Genomic DNA, 25,464 nt, shown 5'->3' with positions numbered 1-25,464 from the left:
GGCGCGGTAGCGGGAATCCCGAAGTTTAGCGCCCGAGGCCGAGACCTGCCACTGCCGTCGTGTCTCGACCTGGGCGACTGTGCATCCGGCGCGACTCAGTCCTCGGTGAAAATCTCATCCAGAGAGTCAGCGCGTAATAGCCGAGGATCACGCTCGGGGCTGTCTCTTGAACTGCGACAAAGGTTTTCGACAAGCCTTTGTCCTGATGCTGGCGAGCGATCTTGACCAGCCAGTCATTGAGTTCGGAGCGCCCGCAATCGAAAGCGCGCCGGTCATGCTGGCCAGTCAAAGGCTGAATCAGCATCGCGCTTCGGTGTCTCGTAACGGTTTTGGGCGGCGGCGAGTGCGGAGTTTGGCAATGGTGGATGTTCAAGCAAATCCAGCAGACGTTCAGCATCTCGCGGCGATAAGTGCAAACGCTTTTCGTGCTCGATGACCACTTGAGCCTCCTTGAGCGCAGCCTGCACGAGGAACTGACTGAGTGTGGCGCCGGTGAGATCGGCTGCGCAATGCAGCGTACGCAAGACATCGGGTGGCACACGAGCGCCGATTCGAGTTGAATGTTTTGGTTCGCTGGCGAGCACGGAAAAGGCCCCGTGGTTGATCAATATGGATGAAACAAGAGCATCGGCGCCACAGTGACGCCATCATTTTGCCGAGCGATCATTGTGACCGTTTCTGGCGGTCTCCAGGTTGGGCGCGGTGCCGTTGAATTGCCGCATCGCGCGCGTCACAGGTCTAATTCGCGCGAGCGTTAGTGGTCCGCTGATCAGGCGGGGACTTCCCGCATCGGCTATGATGCTCGGCTTTCCGTTCTCCAACCAGCAATAGAATCAGCACCATGGGTTTTAAATGCGGCATTGTCGGCCTGCCGAACGTGGGCAAGTCGACGCTTTTCAATGCACTGACCAAATCCGGCATCGCGGCCGAGAATTATCCCTTCTGCACCATTGACCCCAATGTTGGCGTGGTGCCGCTGCCGGATGATCGGCTCGATGTGATCGCCGCGATTGCCAAGTCGGCCAAGACAATCCCCACCAGCATGCAGTTCGTCGACATCGCCGGGCTGGTAGCCGGCGCCTCGAAAGGAGAGGGGCTGGGCAATCAATTCCTCGCCAACATCCGCGAGACCGATGCCATCGCTCATGTGGTGCGCTGCTTCGAGGACGATGATGTGGTGCATGTCTCCGGCGGTGTCGATCCGCTGCGGGATATGGAAATCATCAATACCGAGCTGGCGCTGGCAGATATGGATTCGGTCGAAAAGGCGCTCGACAAGGCCACCCGCCAGAGCAAGACCGGCGATAAGCTGGCCGCCGCGCGCCGCGAGCTGCTGGAGCGAGTCGCGGCGCATCTGAATGAAGGCCATCCCCTGCGCACGCTCGGTCTTGATGCCGATCAGCAAGCGGCCTTGCGCGATCTCTTTTTGATGACTGGCAAGCCGGTGCTCTACATCGCCAACGTGGCCGAGGATGGCTTTACCAATAACCCGCTGCTTGCGCGTGTGCAGGGCCAGGCGGCGCGCGAAGGTGCCGAAGTGGTTGCCGTCTGTGCCGCGATTGAGTCCGAAATGGTCGAGCTGGATGCCGACAGCCGCGCCGATTTTCTGGCTGATCTTGGGCTGGAAGAACCCGGCCTGAACCGCGTGGTGCGCGCCGGCTACCGATTGCTTGGGCTAGAGACCTATTTTACCGCCGGCCCCAAGGAGGCGCGCGCCTGGACCATTCCCCATGCCGCGACGGCTCCCCAAGCGGCGGGCGTCATCCACACGGACTTCGAACGCGGCTTCATCCGCGCCGAGGTGATTGCCTATGAGGATTTCGTCAATTACAAAGGCGAGCAGGGAGCCAAGGACGCGGGCCGGTTGCGCTCTGAGGGCAAGGAGTACATCGTCAAGGATGGCGATGTGGTGCACTTCCGCTTCAATGTGTGAGCGTCAGTTGCGACCGGCCCTCATGCTGGCGCTGCTGCTGTCGCTGACCACGGCAACAGCGCTCGCAGCAGACTGGCAGCCGGTGGGAGAGCGACCACTGGTCCCGGCCAATGCGGACCTGGCCTACGCCGAAGGCACGTCCCAGCGTCAATCAGACGATCAGCGCGTCGTCGCCCGCCTGGCCTTTTTTCATTCCCGCGCCTTCCGGTTAGCGGTGGTTGATCTTGAGTCCATCAACCCTGAGACGAAAAAACTCATTGATGCGGCTTTTCGCGCCGCCGGGATGCCGGCTGGCATCAATGGCGGCTTTTTTCATCCCGACGGGCAACCGCTTGGGTTGGTAATCGCTGACGGCCAGCGCATTAATCGACTCGAGCGGGCCAAGCTGCTGAGCGGGGTGCTCTACAGTGACGCCGGGGGTAATTATCTAGAGCGCTACGCGGCCTTTCGTGACCACGCCGGCATTGACGCGCTCTTGCAGTCCGGCCCCTATCTGGTCGAACACGGCCGCGCGGTGCGAGGGCTGAGGAGCGCGCCGGCAGCGCGCCGCAGTTTTGCCGCGACTGACTGGCGCGGTCACTGGTTGCTGGGCGCAACCCGCAATTCAATCAGCCTGGCCGATCTGGCGGATTGCCTGGCAACGGCTGGTTGTTTGACCGATTGGCCGGTGGAGCGCGCGATCAATCTCGACGGGGGTTCATCAACCGGCTTTTTCTTCGCGGACGGGCCAGGCGGAAAGGCGGTGGTGATGCCACCACTGAAGACAGTGCGCAACTTGCTGGGCATTGTGCCGCGCTAATGCAGTAGCCGGCGCACAGAGGGACAATGAACGGCGCCGATCAGGATGACAGGCGATCTAAGCCGTGACGCTGTCGATGTTGTCATTCGAGCAGGCCGCCTCGGCGTAGCCGGGATTCCCAGCGATCTCGTCATCGAAAAAAAAGCCACAGGTCGCAGGCGTGATGTTTTCATCTGGCGTGCGCGGATATTTGCGGCAGCTCGGCGGGCGGGCATGGTAGACAGTGCAGAGACTCAAGCCCTGTTCGTCATAACGCAGAAACGGGCAGGGAAGGGGGAGTTTGCAGCATTCGCCGCAGCGATTGCATTCTCCGCGTCGGCGTTCGTCAACAGGTAGCCAGGAGGTTGCGAAGCGCAGAGCCTTGTGCTTCAGCCCGACCGTGACTTTGCTCAACCCCGGCTCCTTCTCGACCACATTCTCCCTGTGAGAACATGCCTCCTCCTTCCAAACCAAAACTTCATCATCGATCTTAGGCGCCATGTTTTCGAGAACTCCGATCAGCAATATTCGGCTAGGAGCGTGGAGCGCGTTGTGCGCAACAAGAGGCTATGCTCGCCGATTGGCGCTTGTTTTACCAGCATGATCGCATCGGGCGAGTGCTGATTCTTAAGCGTTGAGATTTTGGCGCGTTCTGGACCGGGTGCCGGTTACGGGGTCATCGGCGAAATCATGGTGGTTCGCGATTTTTGGAGAGTGCCCTGTCAGGGCGCTGATGAAAAGCCGGCGCTGATCGGGTAAAGTAGCCGATTCTGAAATGCACCTGGATTTTTCGCGATGCGCCCGCTTCGGTGGCGTTTCGCTCAACTGACTGTCAGCCGCGGAGATCTCGCCATGGCCGCTCTTGATGATCTGATCGCCCCGTCCATCCTTTCTGCCAATTTCGCCAAGCTTGGCGAGGAAGTCGACAATGTGCTTGCCGCCGGCGCGGACATTGTGCATTTCGATGTGATGGACAACCATTATGTTCCCAACCTGACCATCGGCCCGCTGGTGTGCGAGGCGCTGCGCAAGCATGGCGTGACCGCGCCCATCGATGTGCATCTAATGGTCAAGCCGGTTGATCGTATTGTTGGCGACTTTGCCGCTGCAGGTGCGACCTACATTACCTTTCACCCCGAGGCCAGCGAGCATGTCGACCGCACGCTCCAGCTTATTCAGTCCGAGGGTTGCAAGGCTGGGCTGGTGTTCAATCCGGCCACGAAGCTTGATGCGCTCGAGTATGTGATGGAACGTATCGACATGATTTTGCTGATGTCGGTCAATCCAGGCTTTGGTGGGCAGAGCTTCATCCCCTCGGCTTTGACCAAGCTGCGCCAGGCGCGCGAGTTGATCAAGGCGAGCGGGCGGGAGATTCGCCTGGAGATCGACGGTGGCGTCAAAGCGGACAATATCGGCGAGATCAAGGCCGCAGGGGCCGATACCTTCGTGTCTGGCTCTGGCATCTTCGGCAAGGGCTCGGACAGCGACCCCAACCGCTACAACAGCATCATCGCCAAGATGCGTGACGAGCTGGCGAAAGCGGCCTGAGTGCGGGTTGCTGACCCTGAACTGAACCCGTCCTTGAGCTTGCCGGAGATGCGCCAACCCATGCTGCCCGATGGATTCCGACCCGGTCTGGTGCTCATGGACCTGGACGGCACCCTGGTCGACAGTGTGCCGGACCTGGCCCATTGCGTCGATCAGATGATGGAGCAAATCGGGCGTCCGCCCCGGGGCGAGAAAGCGGTGCGCAACTGGGTCGGCAATGGCGTCGAGCGGCTGGTGTCGCGCGCGCTGAGCGGATCGCTTGAGGACCGTCCGAGCCCCGAGGAATACGCGCGCGCCTACCCGATTTTCGTTGAGCTTTACGCCAAGCACAATTGCCAGCGCTCGGTGCTTTATCCTGGCGTGCGCGAAGGGCTTGGCTGGCTGCATGCCCAAGGGTTCCGGCTGGGGTGTGTGACCAACAAGTCGGCCTGTTTTACCGAGCCCTTGCTGACGCACTTCGATCTACGCGGGCTGTTCGAGATCGTGATCAGCGGTGACAGCCTGCCCGAAAAGAAGCCGAGTCCGCTGCCGCTGCTGCATGCGGCCGAGCATTTCAGCGTCGAGCCACGGCAGGCGCTGATGGTGGGCGATTCGATCAGCGATGTGAAGGCTGCCCGCGCGGCCGGTTTCTCCATCGTGTGCATGAGCTACGGCTACAATCACGGACAGGATATTCGCGACGCCCAGCCCGATGCGGTCATCGACACCCTGCCGCAGCTTGCGGATCTGCTTCCTGAGCGAGAGCCGGACATGGGGCCGGGTCGGGGTGCGGGGCTGGAAGCAGAGTTGGCGGCGGCGGTTGCATCGTCCGGTGCGGCCGCCTGAGCGTCGCCGTTGACCGCAATGATGCCGATCTCTTTCGCGCTCCCGGTTAAGTCTCAAGCCGCTGCGGCCCTTGGGTGGCGATGGCGATGTCTGCGCACTCGACTATGATTCGCGCTTTCTGGCTTTCGTCTGACTGGAGTTCGCCGCATGACGCCCGAGCAATATCGCGCCCTGGTTGCCCGGGGCTATAACCGCATCCCGCTGGTGTGTGAGGTCTTAGCCGACCTTGACACCCCGCTCAGCTGCTATCTCAAGCTGGTCGAAGGGCCCTATTCCTACCTGTTCGAGTCGGTGCAGGGCGGGGAGAAATGGGGTCGCTACTCCATTATCGGTCTGCCCTGTCGCACCGTGCTCAAGGTGTTTGGTCGCACCCTGCGCATTGAGCGCGATGGCCAACTGATCGAGGAGATCGAGTCGGAAGACCCACTGGCCTGGATCGAGTCCTTTCAAAAGCGCTTCCGCGTGGCTGAACATTCGGAGATGCCGCGCTTCGCCGGCGGTCTGGTTGGTTACTTTGGCTACGACAGCATTCGTTACATCGAGCCCAAGCTGCGTGACTGTCCCAACCCGGATCAGCTCGGCACCCCGGATATCCTGCTGATGCTGTCTGAGGAGGTGGTCGTTTTCGACAACCTGAGCGGGCGCATTTATATCATCGTGCATCTCAACCCGGATGCCGGCGACGATCTCCACAGCGGCCATGCCCGTATCCAAGAGTTGGTGCAGCGCATGCAGCGCGGCGCGCCCCGAAATCCAGCGCAGGTAGGCCGTCCGGTGAGCGAGCAGGACTTTCTGTCGGGCTTCAGCCGCGGCGGCTACGAGCAGGCTGTCGCGCGCATCAAGGACTATATCCTCGCTGGCGACTGCATGCAGGTGGTGCTCTCGCAGCGGCTGTCCATTCCCTTCCACGCCCGTCCGCTCGACCTCTACCGCGCGCTGCGGGGGCTGAACCCCTCGCCCTACATGTATTTTCTCGATCTCGACGGGTTTCAGATCGTCGGCTCCTCGCCCGAGATTCTGACCCGGCTCGAGGACGGCGTTGTCACCGTGCGTCCCATCGCCGGGACGCGCCGGCGCGGCTATACCGAGCAGGAGGACCAGGAACTCGAAGCCGAGCTGCTGGCCGATCCCAAGGAACTTGCCGAGCATCTGATGCTGATCGATCTCGGCCGCAACGACTGCGGGCGGGTGGCAGAAGTCGGCTCGGTGACGGTGACGGATCAGAAGATCGTCGAGCGCTATTCGCATGTGATGCACATCGTCTCCAATGTGATCGGGCAGCTGCGCGAGGGCATGACCGCCATGGACGTGCTGCGCGCCACCTTTCCGGCCGGAACCGTCTCGGGTGCACCCAAGATTCGCGCCATGGAGATCATCGACGAGCTCGAGCCGGTCAAGCGCGGAATCTACTCTGGCGCGGTCGGCTATCTCGGCTTCAACGGCAACATGGACACGGCCATTGCCATTCGCACCGCGGTCATCAAAGACGGCGAGTTGCACATCCAGGCCGGTGCCGGCGTGGTCGCCGACTCGATCCCCGAGCTCGAGTGGAAGGAGACCATGAACAAAGGCCGGGCGATTTTCCGCGCCGTGGCCATGGCCGAAGCCGGCATCGAGCAGCATCCCTGCGTGGGCGGTGGAGCAGAGGATTGATGCTCAGGGTCGCCTCGGCCCACTGACAGAAAGCGTTCGCAGATAGCCCTTCGCCGCTAGCTGAGCCCTAGAAAAGGGCTCGGCTGCGCACCTTCGCTAACCAGTAGCACCAAGCGATGCCCTCGCTAGAACATGGGGGTCCGCTTTTGCGCGCCGAAAATCAACACATAATGTAGTATTTTTTGTTTTCAGCTGAAAGAAACAGTGGCTGGAGGACAGGGTTTTCATGTAGCCTTGAGGAAACTCAATTGACGGACACGATGCTCTGATCGTGGCCAGTGGCCTGCGATGATCAAAAAAATCCTCACCGAACAGCTACGGCCTGGCATGTACATCCATGATCTAAATTGTGGATGGCTCGATCATTCCTTTCTCTCAAACAGATTTGCCGTTAAGCATTCAGGGGTGATTGCGAAGATCCAGCAGGCGGGTATTCGCGAGTGCTATATCGATACCGACAAGGGCGCCGATGTCGCGGACGCGCCGACTCAGCAGGAGGTCCAACAGGAGCTTGACGATGAGCTTGATGCCATTGTCGGGAATCAATCTGATGATCTGCATGAGGTTCCGCTCAGGGAGGAACGCACGCGGGCCGAGCGGATTCAGCAGCAAGCGATCACGCTGATCAATGAATTGATGTCGGATATTCGGCTGGGTCAGCAGATTGACTTGGAACGGACGGCGCCGATTCTGAAAGAGATGACGGATTCCATTTTCCGGAATCGAGATGCGTTGCTCGGTTTACAGCGTATCCGCCGCCAGGACCGCTATACCTTTGAGCACTCGGTCAATGTCGCTGTGCTGATGATCTCCTTTGGCCGCAGCCTGGGTTTCGAGCGCGAGCTGCTCAATCAGATCGGTACCGGCGCGTTCTTGCATGATATCGGCAAGACTCTGATTGAAAAAGCAATTCTGAATAAACCTGGGCCGCTGACGGAGGCTGAGCTCAAGGAAATGCGTGAGCATGTGGTGCATTCCGAACGCATGCTTGAGGCGGCGCCAGGCATCCCGCTCGCCGGATTACAGGTGGCCGCCGAGCATCATGAGCGCATGGACGGAAGCGGGTATCCAAAAAAGAAACGGGGTGAGGCGATATCGCAATACGGCAGAATGGCCGCAATAGTCGATATCTATGATGCGCTAACGTCTGACCGTGTTTACCATAAAGGAGAGGAACCGAGTGCGGCACTGCGCAAGCTGCTCGAATGGGGTCACTACCATGTGGATGTTGAGTTGGTGCAGCACTTCATCCGCTGTGTCGGTATCTACCCTGTTGGCACCCTTGTTCGGTTGGCCAGCCACCGTGTCGGTTTGGTGATTGAAAGCAATTCCAACAGCTTGCTGCAACCGGTGGTGCGCGTTTTCATGGATGCGAAGCGTCGTCGCTATTTGGATGTGCATGACCTAAATTTATCCGATCCTCAAGCCGCCGGCGACGAGCGGATTCTCAAGCCTGAACAGCTGTCGGATTGGCCGGTTGATCTTGAGCGAATTGCCAAACAGCCCTGACAAACCATTACTCGACCCCTCGGGTAGCAAGCCCTGAGAGGAGAGCGACAAAAAGTTGTCGCAAGAGGGGTGGCCGTTGCGTCAAAGTTCATGCGTCTGGGCTGAAAGGAGACCCTCTCGCTGGCCGGCTGCCGAGCAAGGGGTTAGTATTGCGCTTGCGCGCCACCAAATGATCGTGCGCCAAGTGCGCGGCCGCTATGATCCGGCCGATGATCAGGTGGCTTTAACATTTCCCGGTTGCGACTCAGCGCCCCCTTTGCTGTCTCGCGCCGCACCCCTCTTGAGGAGAGACCATCGCCATGTCGGAGTCAAAAATCTACGAGGTCCCGTCGCAGATCGCCGAGCGCGCCCATATCGATCATGATCAGTACCTGAGCCTCTATCAGCGCTCGGTCGATGATCCCGAGGGCTTTTGGGCGGAGCAGGCTGATCGATTCGTCACCTGGTTCAAGAAATGGGACAAGGTGATGGACTACAGCTACGGACCCGATGATGTCTTTATCCGCTGGTTCGATGGCGGCAAGCTGAATGTCGCCTACAACTGCCTCGACCGCCATCTCGACACCCGTGGCGATCAGGTTGCTATCATTTGGGAGGGCGATGATCCCAGTGTTGATCGCTCCCTGACTTACCGCGAACTGCATGCGGAGGTCAGCAAACTCGGCAATGTGCTCAAATCCCGGGGCGTGCGCAAAGGTGATCGCGTCTGCATCTACATGCCCATGGTGCCGGAGGCGGCCGTTGCCATGCTCGCCTGCGCGCGCATCGGTGCCGTGCACTCGGTGGTCTTTGGTGGCTTCTCGCCCGATTCCCTGCGTGACCGCATTCTGGACTCCGACTGCCGGGTGCTGATCACTGCCGATGAGAGCCTGCGCGGCGGACGCCAGGTGCCGCTGAAAAAGAACGCCGACCAGGCGCTGGCCGAGTGCCCCGATGTCAGCACCTGTCTGGTCATTCAGCGCACTGGCGGCGAGGTGGCCTGGAGCGAGGGCCGCGACCTCTGGTACCACGAGGCCATGGCCGAGGCATCGCCCGATTGTGAGCCTGAGCCCATGGATGCCGAGGATCCGCTGTTCATCCTCTACACCTCGGGTTCCACGGGTAAGCCCAAGGGCGTGCTGCACACCACCGGCGGCTATCTGGTCTTTGCCGCCATGACGCATCTCTACACCTTCGACTACCAAGACGGTGAGATGTACTGGTGCACCGCCGATGTCGGCTGGGTCACCGGACATACCTACATCGTCTATGGCCCGCTCGCCAATGGCGCCAAGTCGCTGATGTTTGAGGGGGTGCCGAATTATCCGGACAACTCGCGCTTTTGGCAGGTGGTCGACAAGCACCAGGTCAATATCTTTTACACCGCGCCCACGGCCATTCGCGCCCTAATGCGTGCTGGCACCGACCCGGTTAAAGCCACCTCGCGCTCCTCGCTGCGCATTCTTGGCACCGTGGGCGAGCCCATTAACCCCGAGGCCTGGGAGTGGTATAGCCAGGTGGTTGGCGATGGCCGCTGCCCGGTGGTGGATACCTGGTGGCAGACCGAGACTGGTGGTCATTTGATCACCCCGCTGCCTGGCGCGACTCCGCTCAAGCCGGGCTCGGCGACGCGGCCTTTCTTCGGCGTGGTGCCGGCTCTGGTTGACGCGAGCGAGGGCACCCTGATCGACGGCGCGGGCGAAGGTGCCTTGGTTATCACTCGCCCCTGGCCAGGACAGATGCGCACCGTCTACGGCGACCATCAGCGCTTCATCGATACCTACTTCAAGCAATATCCGGGGTACTACTTCTCCGGTGACGGTGCGCGCCGCGATGCCGATGGTTATTATTGGATCACCGGGCGCATCGATGATGTTCTCAATGTCTCGGGTCATCGCCTGGGTACGGCCGAGATCGAATCTGCCCTGGTGCTGCATGAATCCGTCGCAGAGGCAGCTGTGGTCGGCTATCCGCACGATATCAAAGGTCAGGGCATCTATGCTTATGTCACCCCCATGGCCGGCGTCGAACCCACGGATGCGCTCAAGCAAGAACTCGTCAAACTGGTGCGCACCGAGATCGGCCCCATTGCCACGGTGGATATCATCCAATGGGCACCCGGTCTTCCCAAGACGCGCTCGGGCAAGATCATGCGGCGGATTCTGCGCAAAATTGCAGCCAACGAGGTCTCGGCGCTGGGTGACACCTCTACCCTGGCCGACCCAACCGTGGTCGAGGATTTGATCGATCATCGCGCGAATCAATAAGTGGCTGATTTGGATTTGTCTTGCAATGGATTTTCCCCCGGTAACCGCACTTTGCGATGCGCGGGAAGCTTGTATTCTTTTTGTTAATGCGTAAACAACGCCGCCCCTCTGGGCGGCGTTGTTTTTTTCTCTAAGAGGACGTTATTTTTGTATTCTGCTCAACGTGTTGGTGTCTTTGTTGACGCTGAGAATGTCCGCTATAACGGCGGTTACCAAATGCGCTATGACGTGCTGCGGCGTTTTGCCGGGCGCAGCGATGGCCCCCTGCAACGCCTGAATACCTATCTTGCCTTCGACAGCGAGCGCGCGCGCGAGGACTATGACTATGCCAAGAAGTCGCGCGCCTACCAGCAGATGGTGCGCGATTACGGCTGGAAAATTACCGTTAAATATGTGCGTCGCTATACTGATGAAAACGGCGTGGTGTCGACCAAGGCCAATGCCGACCTCGACATGGCGGTGGATGCCATGCTGCAGGCCGGCAAGCTCGAACAGGTGATTCTGGTCACCGGCGACGGCGACTTTCTGCAAGTGGTTTCGGCGCTGCAAAATGGCGGTTGCCGGGTTGAGCTGATTGGCTTTAAGAACGTCTCGCGCCAATTACAGCAGCAGGTCGATGCTTTCTGGTCCGGTTTTTTGATTCCGGACCTGCTGCCCATCAATTACGAGCCGCGCAACGACTGGGGTAAGCCGGGCTCCTGCGTGCGCGGGGTCTGCACCAAATGGTTTCCGGACAAGGGCTATGGTTTTTTGCGCTTCATGAATCATATTTCCCCCAACCTCTGGGTGACTGATCCACGCGAGCCGGATTCGCCTTACACCAGTGTTTTCTGCCACGCCAACGAGGTGGCTGAGGATGTCGGCGAGGAAATGTTGCTCAATCGCGAGACGATTTTCGAGTTTTATCTCAATGAAAGTGACCAGAAGGACAATGGACTGGTGGCGAATAATGTGCGCCTGGCCTTTGGTGTCAATCGTTAGCCCGGTGCCTCGGGTATGGGCAGGCACTGGGTTGACGCAGTATCATCACATTGCATCGGCGATTTTTGGATCGTCGGTTAGACTATGGCGGTAGTGGTGGCGAATATCCTCAAACCGACGCGTGCGACCTGTTTTCGATGATGTCATCCGCCGTTCGGTTTGATGCCCATTCTCTTGATCTCAACGCAAAGAGCGTCCGATGGCGACCAATCAGTCGGAAGTCAATTTATCAGGCCTTGCGCGCAGGCTGGTCCGTGACGAGCTGATCTCCGAGGAGGTAGCGCGCAAAATTCAGGAAGAGGCAGCGCGCCGCCGCGAGCCTTTTGTGCAGTGTCTGGTTGAAAAAAAGGCATTGGACAGCCGCAGTATCGCGCTGGCGGCTTCGCAGGAATTCGGCGTACCTGTGCTTAACCTAAGCGCCATGGACTTGCAGTCGCTGCCGCTGTCGCTGGTCGATGAGCGGCTGATGTCCAAGCATCGGGCGTTGCCGCTGTTCCGTCGCGGCAACCGGCTGTTCCTGGCCATTTCCGATCCCACTAATGATCAAGCGCTTGATGAAATTCGCTTTAATACCGGGCTGGCAACTGACTCGGTGTTGGTGGAGGAAGACAAGCTCGCGGCAGCGCTGATCAAGGCAGTCGAGGGTTCAGGGACTGGCGGGGTCGATGTCTCGGATGCCGATCTCGAGAATATCGACGTTCAGGATCCTGACAGCGAGAATCGCGACGATACCGACTCCAACGTCGATGATGCGCCTATTGTGCGTTATGTGAACAAAATGCTGGTCGACGCCATCTCGAGCGGCACCTCGGATATCCACTTCGAGCCCTACGAGAAGAGCTTTCGCGTGCGCTTCCGTCAGGATGGTATGTTGCGCGAGGTCGCCCATCCGCCGCTCAACATCGCCGGGCGTCTGATTTCGCGACTCAAAGTCATGTCGCGCATGAACATCGCCGAGCGACGCGTGCCCCAGGATGGTCGCATCAAGCTCAAGCTCTCGCGTTCGCGTGATATCGATTTTCGCGTTAATACCCTGCCGACCCTCTACGGCGAGAAAGTGGTATTGCGTATTCTCGACTCCTCGGCTGCCAATGTGGGCATCGAAAGCTTGGGCATGGATGAGAAGCAGCGCAAGGATTTTTTGTCCAGCATCGACAAACCCTATGGCATGATCCTGGTCACGGGACCCACCGGCTCGGGCAAGACAGTGACGCTCTATTCGGCGCTCAATATCCTCAACCAGCCGGATATCAATATTTCCACCGTCGAGGACCCCGTCGAGATTCAAGTGCCCGGCATTAACCAGGTCAACCTGAATCCAAAAAGCGGCTTGACCTTTGCCGCCGCCCTGCGCGCCTTTCTGCGTCAGGACCCGGACATTGTCATGGTCGGCGAGATTCGTGACCTGGAGACGGCTGAAATCGCTGTCAAGGCAGCCCAAACCGGCCACTTGGTGCTCTCGACTCTGCACACCAACGATGCGCCCCAGTCGCTTACCCGCCTGGCCAACATGGGGGTGCCGCCCTTTAACATTGCCTCCTCGGTGCTGCTGATCATGGCCCAGCGCCTTGCGCGCAAACTCTGTTCCATCTGCCGTCAAGCAGAACATATCCCGGCTGAAGCGCTGCTTGCAGAAGGCTTTACCCAAGAGGAAGTCGACGAAGGGGTAACCATCTACCGCCCGGTGGGTTGTGATCAATGTACCAACGGCTACAAAGGACGGGTGGGCATTTTTCAGATCATCAAGGTGTCAGAGGAAATGGGCCGGCTGATCATGGAAGGCGGCAATTCGATTCAACTCGCCAAGCAGGCAAAACTCGAGGGCTATGCGGACCTGCGCCTTTCGGGTCTGCGTAAGGTCAAGGCTGGTGTGACCAGTCTTGAGGAACTCAACCGAGTCACCAAGGATTAATCGCCATGGCTGTCGCCGCGAAACAACTGCCTGTAAAAAAACAGGCCAAGGCCGAAAAAAGCTACAACTTTGCCTGGGAGGGCGTCGACAAGCGTGGCGCCAAGATCAAGGGGGAGACCCGTGGCACCAACATGGCGATGATTCGCGCTGATCTGCGCCGCCAGGGGGTGAATCCCACCAAGGTGCGCAAGAAAACGGAGTTTGTCATCGGCAGCGGCAAAAAGAAGATCACCAGCGCGGATATCAGCATTTTCAGCCGTCAACTTGCCACCATGATGGCCGCCGGCGTACCGCTGGTGCAGTCTTTCGAGATCGTTGGTCGCGGGCATGAAAACCCCTCGATGCAGGAACTCATCCTGGCCATCAAGAACGATATCGAAAGTGGCACCGCGATGGCGCCATCCTTGGCCAAGCACCCCAAATACTTCGACGATCTGGTGTGCAGCCTGGTCGCTGCCGGTGAGCAGGCGGGTGTGCTCGATGTGCTGCTCGACAAAATTGCGACCTACAAGGAAAAGACCGAATCCATCAAGGGCAAGATCAAGAAGGCGCTGTTCTATCCTGCTGCCGTCATCATTGTTGCCGTTGTGGTGTCTGCGGTGCTTTTGGTGTTTGTAATTCCGCAGTTCAAGGAACTGTTCACCAGTTTCGGTGCCGATCTGCCGGCCTTTACCCTGATGGTCGTTGGGCTTTCCGACTTCTTGCAGAAGTGGTGGTGGATTGTCGCCATGGGGATGGGGGCTTTCGGTTTTTCTGTGGCCAAGGTGCATGAGAAATCGCGCAAGTTTCGTGAGTTGATCGACCGCGCTTCGCTGAAGATCCCCATTATTGGTTCCATCCTGAACGACGCTGCCATTGCCCGTTTTGCCCGCACGCTCTCAACCATGTTCGCCGCCGGCGTGCCCTTGGTTGAGGCTTTGGGCTCGGTGTCTGGCGCGACCGGCAACATCGTCTACACGGATGCGGTTCTCAAAATGCGCGAAGAGGTTGCCACGGGCCAGAGCCTGCAACTGGCGATGCGCCAGCGCAATCTGTTTCCGCACATGGTGATTCAAATGACGGCCATCGGTGAGGAGTCAGGCTCGCTCGATGCCATGCTGGCCAAGGTAGCGGACTTTTACGAAGAAAGAGTCGACAACGCCGTGGATGCGATGAGTAGCTTGCTCGAGCCCTTGATCATGGTGGTCATCGGCGGTCTGGTGGGGAGCCTGATCGTTGCCATGTATCTGCCGATCTTCAAGCTCGCCGCAGTTGTCTGATTTCGTGCTGGCTCGATCATTTCTCATCATGGCTTGGACTGGGCGATGAGCGATCTCATTCGCGTGCTTGCGGAAACTCCCTGGCTGCTGTACAGCACGACTGTGCTGTTGGGGCTGGTCGTGGGCAGTTTCCTGAATGTGGTCATCCTGCGCCTGCCGCGCATGATGGAGCTTGAATGGCATCGGGATTGCGCCGAACTGCTGACAGCCGAGGCGGAAACGGCATCCAGTCCCAGTTTGGTTACCAGTGCTACCCCCAGCCCTATCGGTGGGCCTAGCCAGGAGCAGTCGGGGGAGCAGCAGTCGAAGCACGAGCCGGTGCCCGAGCAAGAGCCGGCGCCCTTTAGCCTGGCACGGCCTGCTTCGCACTGTCCGAGCTGTAGTCATCGCATCCGCGCCTGGGAAAATATTCCGGTCCTGAGCTACCTGCTGCTGCGCGGGCGCTGCTCGGCCTGTCGTGCGCCCATTGCCATCCGTTATCCGCTGATTGAAACCCTAACTGCCGTGCTCAGCCTGGTGGTGGTCTGGCACTTTGGCTTCAGCGTGCAGGCAGCCGCAGCACTGGTGTTTACCTGGTCGATGGTCGCGCTGGCGGTGATCGACTTCGACACCCAACTGCTACCTGATGCCATCACCCTGCCAGTGCTCTGGGGCGGGCTGTTGCTCAGTCTGTTCGGGGTTTTCGTCGATGCCGAGACGGCCATTATTGGTGCCATCGCCGGTTATCTGAGTCTTTGGTCGGTGTTTCAGCTGTTCCGGGTGCTGACCGGCCGTGAGGGTATGGGCCGCGGGGACTTCAAGCTGCTTGCGCTCTTTGGTGCCTGGATGGGCTGGCAGGCGTTGCCGCAGATTATTCTGCTCTCTGCGGTGCCTGGAGCCCTGGTGGGGATCGCGCTGATCGCGCTTGGCCGGCAGAAGCAGCGCACGCCAATGCCTTTCGGCCCTTATCTGGCTATTGCCGGTTGGGTGAGCCTGCTGTGGGGGGCTGAGATCACCGAAGCTTATCTGCGCTGGAGCGGCCTGGGCTGAATGTGTCGGCTGTGCGTGGCGCTGACTGGCGGGATCGGTAGCGGCAAGTCAAGCGTGGCTGAGCGCTTTGCGCATCGCGGCGTGACTGTCATTGATGCCGATCTGATTTCCCATGCCCTGACGGCGACGCATGGTGCGGCCATGCCAGCTATTGTCGCGGCCTTTGGTGCCGCCGCCCGCGCCCCGACCGGAGCGCTTGATCGTGCCTGGATGCGTGAGCGGGTCTTTCATGATGCCGGTGTCAGGCAAGAGCTTGAGTCCATTCTCCATCCGATGATCCGCGCCGAGATGCTGCGGCTTGCCGAGCAGGTACCAGGCCCCTACAGCCTGCTTGCGATTCCGCTATTGTTTGAAACCGGTCAACAGGCGCTGGTTGATCGCGTGCTGGTGGTCGATCTGCCAGAGGCGATGCAGATTGAGCGGGTACGCAGACGCGATGGACTCAGCGATGCCACCATCCATGCCATCCTTGCAAGCCAGGTTGACCGGCAGCGCCGTTTGAGCGGAGCTGATGATCTGATTGATAATTCAGGCGCTCTTGACGCTTTGGATGCGCGGGTGGCGGAGTTGGATGGTTTTTATCGCACTTTGGCACAGGTGCGCCGTTGAGCCCAAGTTTGACATGTGGCGGGTATTGTCTCGGACTCCGGCATCACAGCCGATCGGAGGCAAAATCCGCCAATCGCGAACGCTCGCCGCGAATCAGGGTAATGTGGCCGCTGTGGTCCCAATACTTGAAGCGGTCGACGACATAGGTCAGGCCCGAGGTGGTTTCTGTCAGGTAAGGGGTGTCGATTTGGGCAATATTGCCCAGGCAGACGATCTTGGTGCCCGGCCCTGCGCGGGTAATCAGGGTTTTCATCTGCTTGGCGGTCAGGTTTTGCGCTTCATCCAGAATGATGTACTTGTGCAGAAAGGTGCGCCCGCGCATGAAATTGAGCGATGAGATGCGGATGCGATTGCGCACCAGATCATTGGTGGCGGCGCGACCCCACTCGCCACCTTCGGTCTGGGTGAGCACTTCCAGATTGTCCATCAGCGCGCCCATCCAGGGGGTCATTTTTTCTTCTTCGGTGCCGGGCAGAAAGCCAATGTCTTCCCCCACCGGCACTGTCACCCGGGTCATGATGATCTCGCGGTAGATGCTGCGATCAAGTACCTGCGCCAGTCCTGCCGCTAGGGCAAGCAGCGTCTTGCCGGTGCCGGCGGTGCCGAGCAGGGTGACGAAGTCGATTTCTGGATTCATCAGCATATTGAGCGCGAAGTTCTGCTCTGGGTTGCGCGCGCGTATGCCCCAGACGTTGTGCCGTGGCAGGCGATAGTCCTCGACCAGTTCGATGACGGCTTCCTGCTCGCTGCGCTTCTCGCGCACGATGGCCTCGAAAGGCGGGTTGTCATCCAGTGACAGGCACTCACCCGGGTACCATTCGGCCAGATCCGGGCCGGTAATGCGGTAGAAAGTGCGGCCTTCTTCTTTCCAGGAGTCGAGCGTTTTGGCGTGCCTGTCCCAGAAATCGGCCGTGAGGGTGCGCAGGCCGGTGTAGAGCAGGTCGACATCGTCAAGGACCTGGTCGTTGGAGTAGTCCTCGGCCGCGATGCCAAGCACCGTGGCCTTGATGCGCAGGTTGATGTCTTTTGAGACGATGACGACCTGTAGGTCGGGATGCTGCTCCTTGAGCGCCAGCGCGGTGGCCAGAATGTTGTTGTCGGCGTTGTGCCCAGGCAGGTTGGCGGAGGTCCGCGATGCCAGTGGCTCGGTCTGGAAAAACAATCGCCCCGCCGGCGGTGCGGACAATGAGCGCCCAGCATCGCCGAGTGTCTGGATCGGCAGGCCGGCTTCGATATCTTCGCGCCGCGCGTCGCTGATCAGTTCATCAAGAAAGCGGCTGGTTTGGCGCACATTGCGCGCCACTTCCGACATGCCTTTTTTTCCGGCATCCAGTTCCTCGAGCACCACCATCGGCAGGAAGACATGGTGTTCGTGGAAGCGGAAAATGGCTGTTGGATCGTGCATCAACACATTGGTGTCGAGCACGAACAGGCATAGTGAATCCTTTTGGCGCTTAATCATGGTATTCCAAGCCTTCTATGCTCGGTGATGGCGCGGCTTGTGCGGTCGAGCTGGCCAGTTTGGGTGCGCATGCCGGTCATGGCGGCTACTGGGGCATTTGCCTATAAGGAGCCTCATTGTCCGGGGTGGTCGGGACCATGAGGGTTAGGTCGGGGCCGCCCTGCGAGGCTTGAGAACCCAGGTTATGACAGGGCCTTGGCGGCAGCCAGCACCTCATCGACATGGCCTTTGACGCTGACTTTGCGCCACTCATGCCGCAGCACGCCCTCAGAGTCAATCAGAAAGGTGCTGCGCTCCACGCCGAGCGATTCCTTGCCATACATTTTCTTTAACTTGATCACATCAAACAGCTGGCACAGCGCTTCGTCCTTGTCCGACACCAAGTCGAAGCTGAATCCCTGTTTGGTCTTGAAGTTTTCCTGCGCCTTTAGGCCATCGCGCGAGGCACCGAGAATGGCGGTATTGGCAGCGGCGAATGCATCCGCAGCGGCGGTGAAGTCGAGTCCCTCCTGGGTGCAACCGGGGGTGCTGGCTTTGGGGTAGAAATAGAGCACCAGGTTGCGACCACGAAAATCGCTGAGCGCGATCTCGCGGTCACCGGTGATCTTGACCTTGATGTCTGGAAGATTGTCGCCGACTGTTAAAGGCATCTTCTCGCTCCGGGTTGGATAATGACTGGGTCCAGGCAACATGGGTGCGCTGGCTGGCATGTATCAAGCCCAAGCGCCATCTGGTGGGCGCGATGTTGGGCGCACTCTCAGGCTTTGAGCGGCTCAAGCACGGCGTCCAGGTTGAGCCCGTCGCAGTAGTCCATGAACTCTTCCCGCAGTGTGGCAATGTGGGTATCAGCCGGGATGCCGACGGTCATGTGCACCGCGAACATGGGCGTGCCGGTGTGGGCTGCGGCATAGGTGTTGGTGGCCATGTCCTCGATATTAATGCCGCGATCAGCAAAGAATCCGGCCAGGTTATGGACGATCCCCGGGTGATCCATGGCCACCACATCAACCGCGTAGGGGATGTTGTTGCCACTGCGCTCGCGCTCGCCGGTGCGCTTGCTGGTAATGGTCAGCCCGAGCTGGCGCTGAAGATCGGGCAGGACGTTTTCGACTTTCGCCAGGGTATTCCATTTGCCCTCGATCAGCAGGATGGCGGCAAAATCGCCGCCGAGCACTGTCATACGGCTGTCTTCGATGCTACAGCCCTGATCGAGAATGGTCTTGGAGAGCCGATCAACAATGCCGGGATGGTCTTCGCCCAGCGCGGAGAGAACAAGAAAGGTTTTCTGCTTAGTCATGACCTTTTTGACGCTTGTAACTTAAGTCGGTTGGGACTGGGAAATGAACCGATACTGAGTGTATCACGCTCGCTTGTCGACAGGCAGGCTGAAGCTCGCCCGGTCCGCTGCCTCATGATAAGCCTGCGATGTCGAGCGAACAGGCTTCCTGGTGGGAGTGGCTTCAGCCACGACCGGTGGCGACTTGCAGGCATTCTTGCCATGGGTGGAAAGCAGGCGCTACCATCCCACCATGAATGTCAGGACATCAGGAGTCCGGTCAGGGCTGGATTCTGGCAAACTGAATAATTTTTTGCTCAATGATTCCGCCAACGGAGCGACGCAATGAACAAAATGCGCGGCAGCATTGTCGCCCTGATCACCCCAATGACGCCATCGGGAGCTGTCGATGACCAGGCGTTGCGGCGGCTGGTGGACTTTCATGTCGAAGCCGGCACAGTCGCGCTGGTATCCGTGGGAACCACCGGCGAGTCGGCGACGCTCGACGAGACCGAGCACTGCGATGTCATTACCCGGACCATTAAGATGGCAGCTGGGCGCATTCCCGTGATTGCCGGCACCGGGGCCAACTCAACGACCGAAGCTATCCGCCTGACCCGCTGTGCCAAAGACGCGGGCGCTGATGCGGCCTTGTTGGTAACCCCCTATTACAATAAGCCGACGCAGGAAGGGCTCTATCAGCATCACAAGGCGGTGGCTGAGGCCGTCGAGCTGCCGCAGTTGCTGTACAACGTGCCGGGGCGCACAGCATGCGATCTCAAGCCCGAGACGGTCGCGCGGCTTGCAGAGGTGCCTAACATTGTTGGTCTTAAGGAGGCGACTGGCGACCTGACTCGGGTGGCGGCCTTGCGCGCGCTCTGCGGCAAGGATTTTCTGCTCTACAGCGGTGACGATGGAACCTGCTGCGACTTCATGCTCGCCGGCGGCGATGGCGTGATTTCCGTCACCAGCAACCTGGTTCCGGCAAAGATGCAGGCCATGTGCGTTGCGGCTTTGGCAGGCGATGCCGAACAAGCCCGCGCATTGAATGCCGCGCTTGACCCGTTGCATCAGGGGTTGTTCGTTGAGTCCAATCCCATCCCTGTCAAATGGGCACTTGCCGAGATGGGGCTTTGTCAGCCGGGCATCCGCCTGCCCTTGACCTGGCTGACTGCATCGCACCATGACGGACTGCGTGCGAGCCTGCGGGATCTTGACTGTATCGCCACTTGACAGCGCCCGGTGGTCTTAACCGATGCCCGATGCGCGCTGATGAGGTACACTCGCGCCTTTGCCTGAGCGGTCTTGTCGCACCCAGTGGCCGTGCGGTTTGAGCGGTATTCGTTCCCTATAGATTGAGGTGGCAAATTGCCATGAGCGTCGAATTGGAAGCCAAATTCTCACAATTAAACCCGCGCATTCTCGGGTCGCGCTTGGCCGTCGCCTCGGTGGCCTCGGTGGTGGCGGCATCGCTGATGACGGGCTGTGGTATCCGGAACAAAATCGACAAGGTCTTGCCTGATCAGCGCCTGGAATACAAACATCAGCGCGAGGCAGGGGAAAACCTCGAGTTACCACCGGATCTCACCGCCGCCTCTTTCGACGATGCCCTCGACATCCCTCCGGCTAGCGGCATCACCACTTACTCCGAATACACCGGCACGCGTGAGCGTCGGCAGCGGGTCGCCGGCAGTGGTGAGGTGTTGCCAAGCGTCGCGGGTGTCGAGATGGAACGCTCGGGCGACAAGCGTTGGCTGCAGATCGATCAATCGCCACAATTGGTTTGGCCGCAGGTGGTCGCCTTCTGGCGCCAGCAAGGCATTTTGCTGGTTGAGCAGGAGCCGTCCATTGGTGTGATGAAGACCGACTGGATTGAAAATCGCGCCGAGGTCCGCCGGGATATCGTCACCAAGATGTTCCGCACGGTGGTCGATGGTCTTTACAGCACCTCCACACGCGATCAATACCGGGTGCGTATCGATGCCGGACCGCGTCCCGGCACCACCGAGGTCTATCTGACCCACCGTGCAATGGAAGAGCGCCTGGTGCGTAATACCCTGGGCGAGGAGGCCAGCACTGTGTGGGAGCCGGCGCCAAGCGACCCGGGCAAGGAAGGTGCAATGCTGCGGCGGCTGATGCTGTCGCTCGGTGTGTCTGAGCAACAAGCTCAGCGCATGCTCGCGCAACAGGGCTCAAGCGCGCCAACACGCAGTGCGCAACTGGTGCAAAGTGGCGGCGGCGCCCTGGTCATCGCCGAACCCTATCGGCAAGCCTGGCGCCAGGTTGGTCTGGCGCTTGATCGCAGCGGCTTTGCGGTCGAAGATCGCAATCGTTCCGAAGGGGTGTTTTACGTGCGCTACGACGATCCGAACAGGAGCCAGGGCAAGAAAAAAGGGCTGGGTTCACGCCTGGCGTTCTGGAAGAATAACAACAAAGACCTTGGCGTTGAGCAATACCAGGTGCGCCTGAACGAGGCGCAGGGCCAGACCCGCGTGACTATTCACGATTCTAATGGCAACCCCGACACTTCCCCCACAGCCGGGCGCATCCTGAGCCTGCTAAGCGAGGAAATGCGCTGAGAAGTCTTTCCTATGGGGCGAATTAATTCGCCCCATAGGCTCTTGGTCCCGGCCCCCCCGAGAATGCAGCGCCTGTTTCACGCTGCGGCACTGGCATCAAAGCCCAGTAGTCGCGGATAGAGTTCGCCCTGCAGTAATTCCTGGTGGCTGCCGCGTTCAACTAGACGTCCCTGATCAATCACCAGAATCTCATCCATGCGCGCAAGCGCAATGGGCTTGTGGGTAATCAGCAGGGTGCTGCGCCCCTCCATGGCTTGATCGATTGCCATCATCAATGCCTGTTCGGTAGGACCGTCGAGGCCTTCAGTTGGCTCATCAAGCAACAGAATGGGCGCGTCCTTAAGCAGTGCGCGGGCGATGGCGATGCGTCTTGCCTGTCCGCCAGAAAGGCGCACGCCTGTTTCCCCCACCCAGGTGTCATAGCCCTCGGGCAGGCTCTGGAGGAAGTCATGAATCTGCGCCGTGCGACAGGCACGCTCCAAGTCTTGCTCGCTCGCCGCCGGTGCGGCCAGCAGCAGATTCTCGCGGATGCTGGTGTTGAACAGATGCGTCTGCTGCGACACCAGGGCCAGATGGCGGCGCAGTTCCTCGCCCCGTAATTGCGCCAATGGCAGGTCGCCGAGTCGAATCTCTCCTGCGTCCGGCAGCCAGAAACGCAGCAGCAGGTTCATTACCGTGCTTTTGCCGCTGCCGGTCGGCCCGACTAGGGCGATGCGCTTTCCGACCGGTAATTCCAGGTTAAAGTCACGCAAGGCGGCGCGCTCTGCCTTGGGGTAGCGGAAACCGACCCCGCGCAGGCTGAGATGGAAATGCTCGGGCGTCACCTGCGGTCCCTCGGGCTCGGGTGCTGCGGGCTGGGTGTCGACAATGGCAAATAGCCGCCGCGCCGCAGTCAGGGTGCTCTCGAGCTGCTGAAAGGCCAGGGGCAGAGGCGCGACAGCCTCGAAGCTCGCCAGGGCCAGCAGCGCCAGCATGGCCAGCTGGGGTGGCGCCAGGCTGTTGGTCTCAAGCAGCGGCAGGCCAAGCCAGATCGCAAACCAGAGTGCCAGATTGGCGCACAGGCCCACACCGCCGGAGGCAATGCCCGCCAGGCGGCTCATGCGATCCTGGGAGGCGATCAACTCCGCGCTGAGCGCATCGAGGCTCCGTGCGTGGTCATCGGCGGCGCCGAATACCAGCAGCTCGGACAGCCCTTGGGTGCCGTCGATGGCGGTCTGGCGCAGTTTGGCTTCGGTCTCGACCAGATGGCGTCCGGGCTCGCGGCCGAGCTTGCGGCTTGCGGTGGGCAGAAGGGTACCAGCGATCAGCAGCAGGACGAGAAGGCTGAGCGCCAGGCCGAGATCATAGAAGGCGGTGAAGAGGAAAAAAACCAGACTGGCGCTGGCCGCGACCAGCACCGGGATCAGCACCCGCACATAGAAGTTGTCGAGCGCATCGATGTCGGAACGGATGCGGCTTAGCAGGTCGCCGCTGTGAAATTCTTGCAGGCGTGCCGGCGCCAGGGGCTCGAGATGCTGGTAGAACCAAACCCGCAGCCCGGAGAGCTGGCGCAAGGTGGCCTCGTGCGAGACCAGGCGCTCCAGATAGCGCCCGAGGGTGCGTGCCATGGCGCTGGCGCGGATGATGGTTGCCGGGGTGAAGTAATTCATCATCACGCCAGCGGCACCGGCCACGGCCATCGCAGTGATGAACCAGCCGGAAATGGCCAGCAGGGTCACATTGGCCAGCAGGGTGACCAGCGCGATCAGAAAGCCACCCCATATCCAGGCGCGGTAGGGTTTAAACAGGTGCCAGAGACGCAGCAACTCCTTCATGCAAGTTCTCCGGGATCAGCGGCTTGGGCGATTTCGGCAAACTGACCCTTGGCCATGCGCGCGTAATGGCCCTGTAGGGCGATCAACTCATCATGCGTGCCCTGTTCAGCAATGCGCCCATCAACAATCACCAGAATGCGATCAGCATGGCGCACGGTGACCAGCCGATGGGCGATGATTAGCAGGCCGCGATCACGCGCCAGCTCATCGATGCCGGCCTGCACCAGTGCTTCGTTGGCCGGATCCAGGCTGGCGGTGGCCTCATCGAGAATCACCAGCCGGGCGTCGCGCACAAAGGCGCGGGCAAGCGCGATGCGCTGAATCTGCCCGCCGGAGAGCCCAACGCCCTGCTCGCCAATTTCGGTGTCATATCTAGCCGGTAGTTGATCGATGAACTCGGCCGCACGCGCGCGTCTGGCGGCGTCTTGCACCGTCTCCAGGCTGGCTTGTGGCGTGCCCAGGCGGATGTTCTCAAGCAGGCTGCCCTGGAACAAGCGCGGACGCTGTGGTAGCCAGGCCAGGCGCCGGCGCCAGTCTTCAAGGTCCATATCGGCAAGGGAAATGCCATCGACAACAATCCGCCCAGCATCCGGCATGCCGAAACCGAGCAGCAGGCTGGCGATGGTGGTCTTGCCGGCACCGCTCGGGCCGACCAGGGCCACACGCTCGCCTGGGTTGATGCGAAAGTTCGCGCCTTGCAAGGCCGGGCGACCTGCTTCGTAAGCGAAGTGCACATCCTCAAAGCCAATAGCCAGCGGGCTGTTGGTGGGCAGGCGACGGCCGGGCGATGGCCGCTCAGGCAGGGGCGTGTCGAGAATGTCGGCGATGCGCTCGGCGGCGGCGATGGCCTCGAGTCGCCCATGATAGTGGGTGCCCAGGCTGCGCAGGGGCAGAAAGAATTCGGGCGCGAGCAGCAGAATGAAAAATCCGCTCAGAAAGCTGATCTCGGGCGGTGCGATTAGATCCGGCAGCGGCAGGTCGAGTTGGTAGAGCCGAAAGCCGATGAAGACCGCGATAATGGCGATGCCGACGGTGGCGAAGAATTCGAGTACCGCCGAGGACAGAAAAGCCACCCGCAGTACCTCCATGGTGCGGCGGCGATAGTCCTCTGAAATCTCGGCAATGACTTGTGCCTCGCGGCGGCTGGCATTGAACAGCTTGAGCGTGGTCAGCCCTTGGATCACATCCAGAAAATGCGCGCCCATGCGCGCCAGTGCCTTCCACTGATGCTGATTGATGGCCTCCACCCGGGTGCCGATCAGGATCATGAAAATCGGGATGAGCGGCGCGACCAGCGCCATGATCAGGCTCGAAAGCCAGTCGATGGGTGCGACTACCACGATTATGGCCAGCGGTAGCAGCATGGTCACCGTCATGGCTGGCAGATAGCGGGCATAGTAGGCTTCGAGCGCCTCGATGCCCTTGGTCAGATCCTCGGCCAGGGCGCCGCTGCGCTGACCAGCCATCCAGCGGGGGCCGGCAGCCTGAATGTGTCGGTAGACCCGATTACGCAGGTTGCGTTTGACGCCGGCGGCGGCGCGAAAGGCTGTCTGCTCGGCGCCCCAGCTCAGCAGGGCGCGCAGCGCGAAGAGCCCGAGCAGTGGCAGCATCCAAGGGGTCAGCTCGGCGCGACCGGCGCCAGCGAAGACAAAGGCGTTGATCACATAGGCCAGTATCCAGGCTTGGGCGATCAGCAGCCCACCGTTGGCGAGCTGCATGGCGATGGCCAGGCGCAGATAGAGACCAGCCAAGGGCTTTTGCTGATCGAGAAAGCGCTTGGCTGCAAGTTTGCTTTCACCTGCGTGCGCCCGATCATCGCCAGCGGCAGGCGCCGGGCGTGTTCCACGCTGTTGCGCTTCTGCGCCAGTCAAGTTGGGGTCAGGAGTGGCCGGAGTCGGCATGGCAAGGTATCAGGCGGCAAGCGAGCCCATGGGCGGCGAATGGGTGTCGCGGATTCCGCGCCGGCCGGCGAGTAGTCGGTCACGCCAGCAGCACAAGGTGGCCCTAGGTGGCGTCGGGGAAAGCTGGCGCCAGTGCAAGGAGATGTCCAG

Annotated in this window: 21 protein-coding genes; 14 read left to right on the top strand and 7 right to left on the bottom strand. The window is 60.2% G+C overall.

All coding sequences use genetic code 11. The features are described 5' to 3' along the window. Positions 1-272: 272 nt before the first annotated feature. Complete coding sequence (locus tag Thiofri_RS19120) at positions 273-539, bottom strand: type II toxin-antitoxin system TacA family antitoxin (RefSeq protein ID WP_407702917.1); 267 nt, start codon at positions 537-539, stop codon at positions 273-275. A gap of 302 nt (positions 540-841) precedes the next feature. On the opposite strand from Thiofri_RS19120, the gene ychF reads away from it, so the two are divergent. Then, positions 842-1,933, top strand: coding sequence for a redox-regulated ATPase YchF (gene ychF / locus Thiofri_RS19115; RefSeq protein WP_009147281.1), 1,092 nt, complete (start codon positions 842-844; stop codon positions 1,931-1,933). After that, positions 1,926-2,732, top strand: a complete 807-nt coding sequence (locus Thiofri_RS19110) for a phosphodiester glycosidase family protein (protein ID WP_143741785.1) — start codon at positions 1,926-1,928, stop codon at positions 2,730-2,732. Before ychF ends, Thiofri_RS19110 begins: the two co-directional genes overlap by 8 nt. A gap of 57 nt (positions 2,733-2,789) precedes the next feature. Here the strand turns inward: Thiofri_RS19110 and Thiofri_RS19105 are convergent, their stop codons facing one another. After that, complete coding sequence (locus tag Thiofri_RS19105) at positions 2,790-3,212, bottom strand: hypothetical protein (RefSeq protein WP_009147283.1); 423 nt, start codon at positions 3,210-3,212, stop codon at positions 2,790-2,792. A 351-nt stretch (positions 3,213-3,563) separates the two neighbouring features. Between Thiofri_RS19105 and rpe the strand changes: the two genes are divergently transcribed. From rpe to coaE, 10 genes are all read left to right on the top strand, one after another. After that, entirely contained in the window at positions 3,564-4,259 is a 696-nt protein-coding gene (gene rpe, locus Thiofri_RS19100) for a ribulose-phosphate 3-epimerase (protein WP_009147284.1), read from the top strand. 48 nt (positions 4,260-4,307) lie between these two features. Next, positions 4,308-5,084, top strand: coding sequence for a phosphoglycolate phosphatase (locus Thiofri_RS19095; protein WP_313777880.1), 777 nt, complete (start codon positions 4,308-4,310; stop codon positions 5,082-5,084). A gap of 147 nt (positions 5,085-5,231) precedes the next feature. Next, positions 5,232-6,737 carry an anthranilate synthase component I gene (trpE, locus tag Thiofri_RS19090; protein WP_009147286.1) on the top strand — a complete coding sequence of 502 codons (1,506 nt, stop codon included), beginning with the start codon at positions 5,232-5,234 and terminating at the stop codon, positions 6,735-6,737. A gap of 288 nt (positions 6,738-7,025) precedes the next feature. After that, positions 7,026-8,246 carry an HD-GYP domain-containing protein gene (locus tag Thiofri_RS19085; RefSeq protein ID WP_009147287.1) on the top strand — a complete coding sequence of 407 codons (1,221 nt, stop codon included), beginning with the start codon at positions 7,026-7,028 and terminating at the stop codon, positions 8,244-8,246. A 299-nt stretch (positions 8,247-8,545) separates the two neighbouring features. After that, a complete protein-coding gene (gene acs / locus Thiofri_RS19080; RefSeq protein ID WP_009147288.1) occupies positions 8,546-10,492 on the top strand; it encodes an acetate--CoA ligase in 1,947 nt (648 codons plus the stop codon). A gap of 147 nt (positions 10,493-10,639) precedes the next feature. Then, complete coding sequence (locus Thiofri_RS19075) at positions 10,640-11,473, top strand: LabA-like NYN domain-containing protein (RefSeq protein ID WP_009147289.1); 834 nt, start codon at positions 10,640-10,642, stop codon at positions 11,471-11,473. Between the two features lie 199 nt (positions 11,474-11,672). After that, positions 11,673-13,385, top strand: coding sequence for a type IV-A pilus assembly ATPase PilB (gene pilB / locus Thiofri_RS19070; protein WP_009147290.1), 1,713 nt, complete (start codon positions 11,673-11,675; stop codon positions 13,383-13,385). A gap of 5 nt (positions 13,386-13,390) precedes the next feature. Then, positions 13,391-14,644, top strand: a complete 1,254-nt coding sequence (locus Thiofri_RS19065) for a type II secretion system F family protein (protein ID WP_009147291.1) — start codon at positions 13,391-13,393, stop codon at positions 14,642-14,644. Positions 14,645-14,689: 45 nt separating this feature from the next. After that, positions 14,690-15,673, top strand: a complete 984-nt coding sequence (locus Thiofri_RS19060) for a prepilin peptidase (RefSeq protein WP_009147292.1) — start codon at positions 14,690-14,692, stop codon at positions 15,671-15,673. A gap of 54 nt (positions 15,674-15,727) precedes the next feature. Further along, on the top strand, positions 15,728-16,282 hold the full coding sequence (gene coaE / locus Thiofri_RS19055) for a dephospho-CoA kinase (RefSeq protein ID WP_407702916.1): 555 nt from the start codon (positions 15,728-15,730) through the stop codon (positions 16,280-16,282). A 43-nt stretch (positions 16,283-16,325) separates the two neighbouring features. On the opposite strand, the gene Thiofri_RS19050 is transcribed toward coaE, so the two are convergent. The 3 genes from Thiofri_RS19050 to Thiofri_RS19040 form a co-directional block, all read right to left on the bottom strand. Then, entirely contained in the window at positions 16,326-17,744 is a 1,419-nt protein-coding gene (locus Thiofri_RS19050) for a PhoH family protein (RefSeq protein WP_009147294.1), read from the bottom strand. A 182-nt stretch (positions 17,745-17,926) separates the two neighbouring features. Next, a complete protein-coding gene (locus tag Thiofri_RS19045) occupies positions 17,927-18,394 on the bottom strand; it encodes a peroxiredoxin (RefSeq protein WP_009147295.1) in 468 nt (155 codons plus the stop codon). A gap of 107 nt (positions 18,395-18,501) precedes the next feature. Then, a complete protein-coding gene (locus tag Thiofri_RS19040; RefSeq protein ID WP_009147296.1) occupies positions 18,502-19,041 on the bottom strand; it encodes a glycine cleavage system protein R in 540 nt (179 codons plus the stop codon). 324 nt (positions 19,042-19,365) lie between these two features. Here Thiofri_RS19040 and dapA point away from each other — a divergent pair, with 324 nt between their 5' ends. After that, positions 19,366-20,253 (top strand): 4-hydroxy-tetrahydrodipicolinate synthase, encoded by an 888-nt coding sequence (dapA, locus tag Thiofri_RS19035; RefSeq protein WP_009147297.1) that lies wholly within the window; start codon positions 19,366-19,368, stop codon positions 20,251-20,253. 140 nt (positions 20,254-20,393) lie between these two features. After that, positions 20,394-21,599, top strand: a complete 1,206-nt coding sequence (gene bamC, locus Thiofri_RS19030; RefSeq protein ID WP_009147298.1) for an outer membrane protein assembly factor BamC — start codon at positions 20,394-20,396, stop codon at positions 21,597-21,599. A 77-nt stretch (positions 21,600-21,676) separates the two neighbouring features. Here bamC and cydC read toward each other — a convergent pair whose 3' ends face one another. Together cydC and cydD are read right to left on the bottom strand one after the other, a co-directional pair. Next, positions 21,677-23,413: a thiol reductant ABC exporter subunit CydC gene (gene cydC, locus Thiofri_RS19025; protein ID WP_009147299.1), complete on the bottom strand. Its 1,737-nt coding sequence runs from the start codon at positions 23,411-23,413 to the stop codon at positions 21,677-21,679. Then, a complete protein-coding gene (cydD, locus tag Thiofri_RS19020; protein ID WP_009147300.1) occupies positions 23,410-25,314 on the bottom strand; it encodes a thiol reductant ABC exporter subunit CydD in 1,905 nt (634 codons plus the stop codon). Before cydD ends, cydC begins: the two co-directional genes overlap by 4 nt. Positions 25,315-25,464 lie beyond the last annotated feature (150 nt).

Origin of the sequence: Thiorhodovibrio frisius, assembly GCF_033954835.1 — a bacterium.
GTDB classification, from domain to species: Bacteria; Pseudomonadota; Gammaproteobacteria; order Chromatiales; family Chromatiaceae; genus Thiorhodovibrio; species Thiorhodovibrio frisius.
This window is presented reverse-complemented; position numbering and strand designations above follow the sequence as displayed.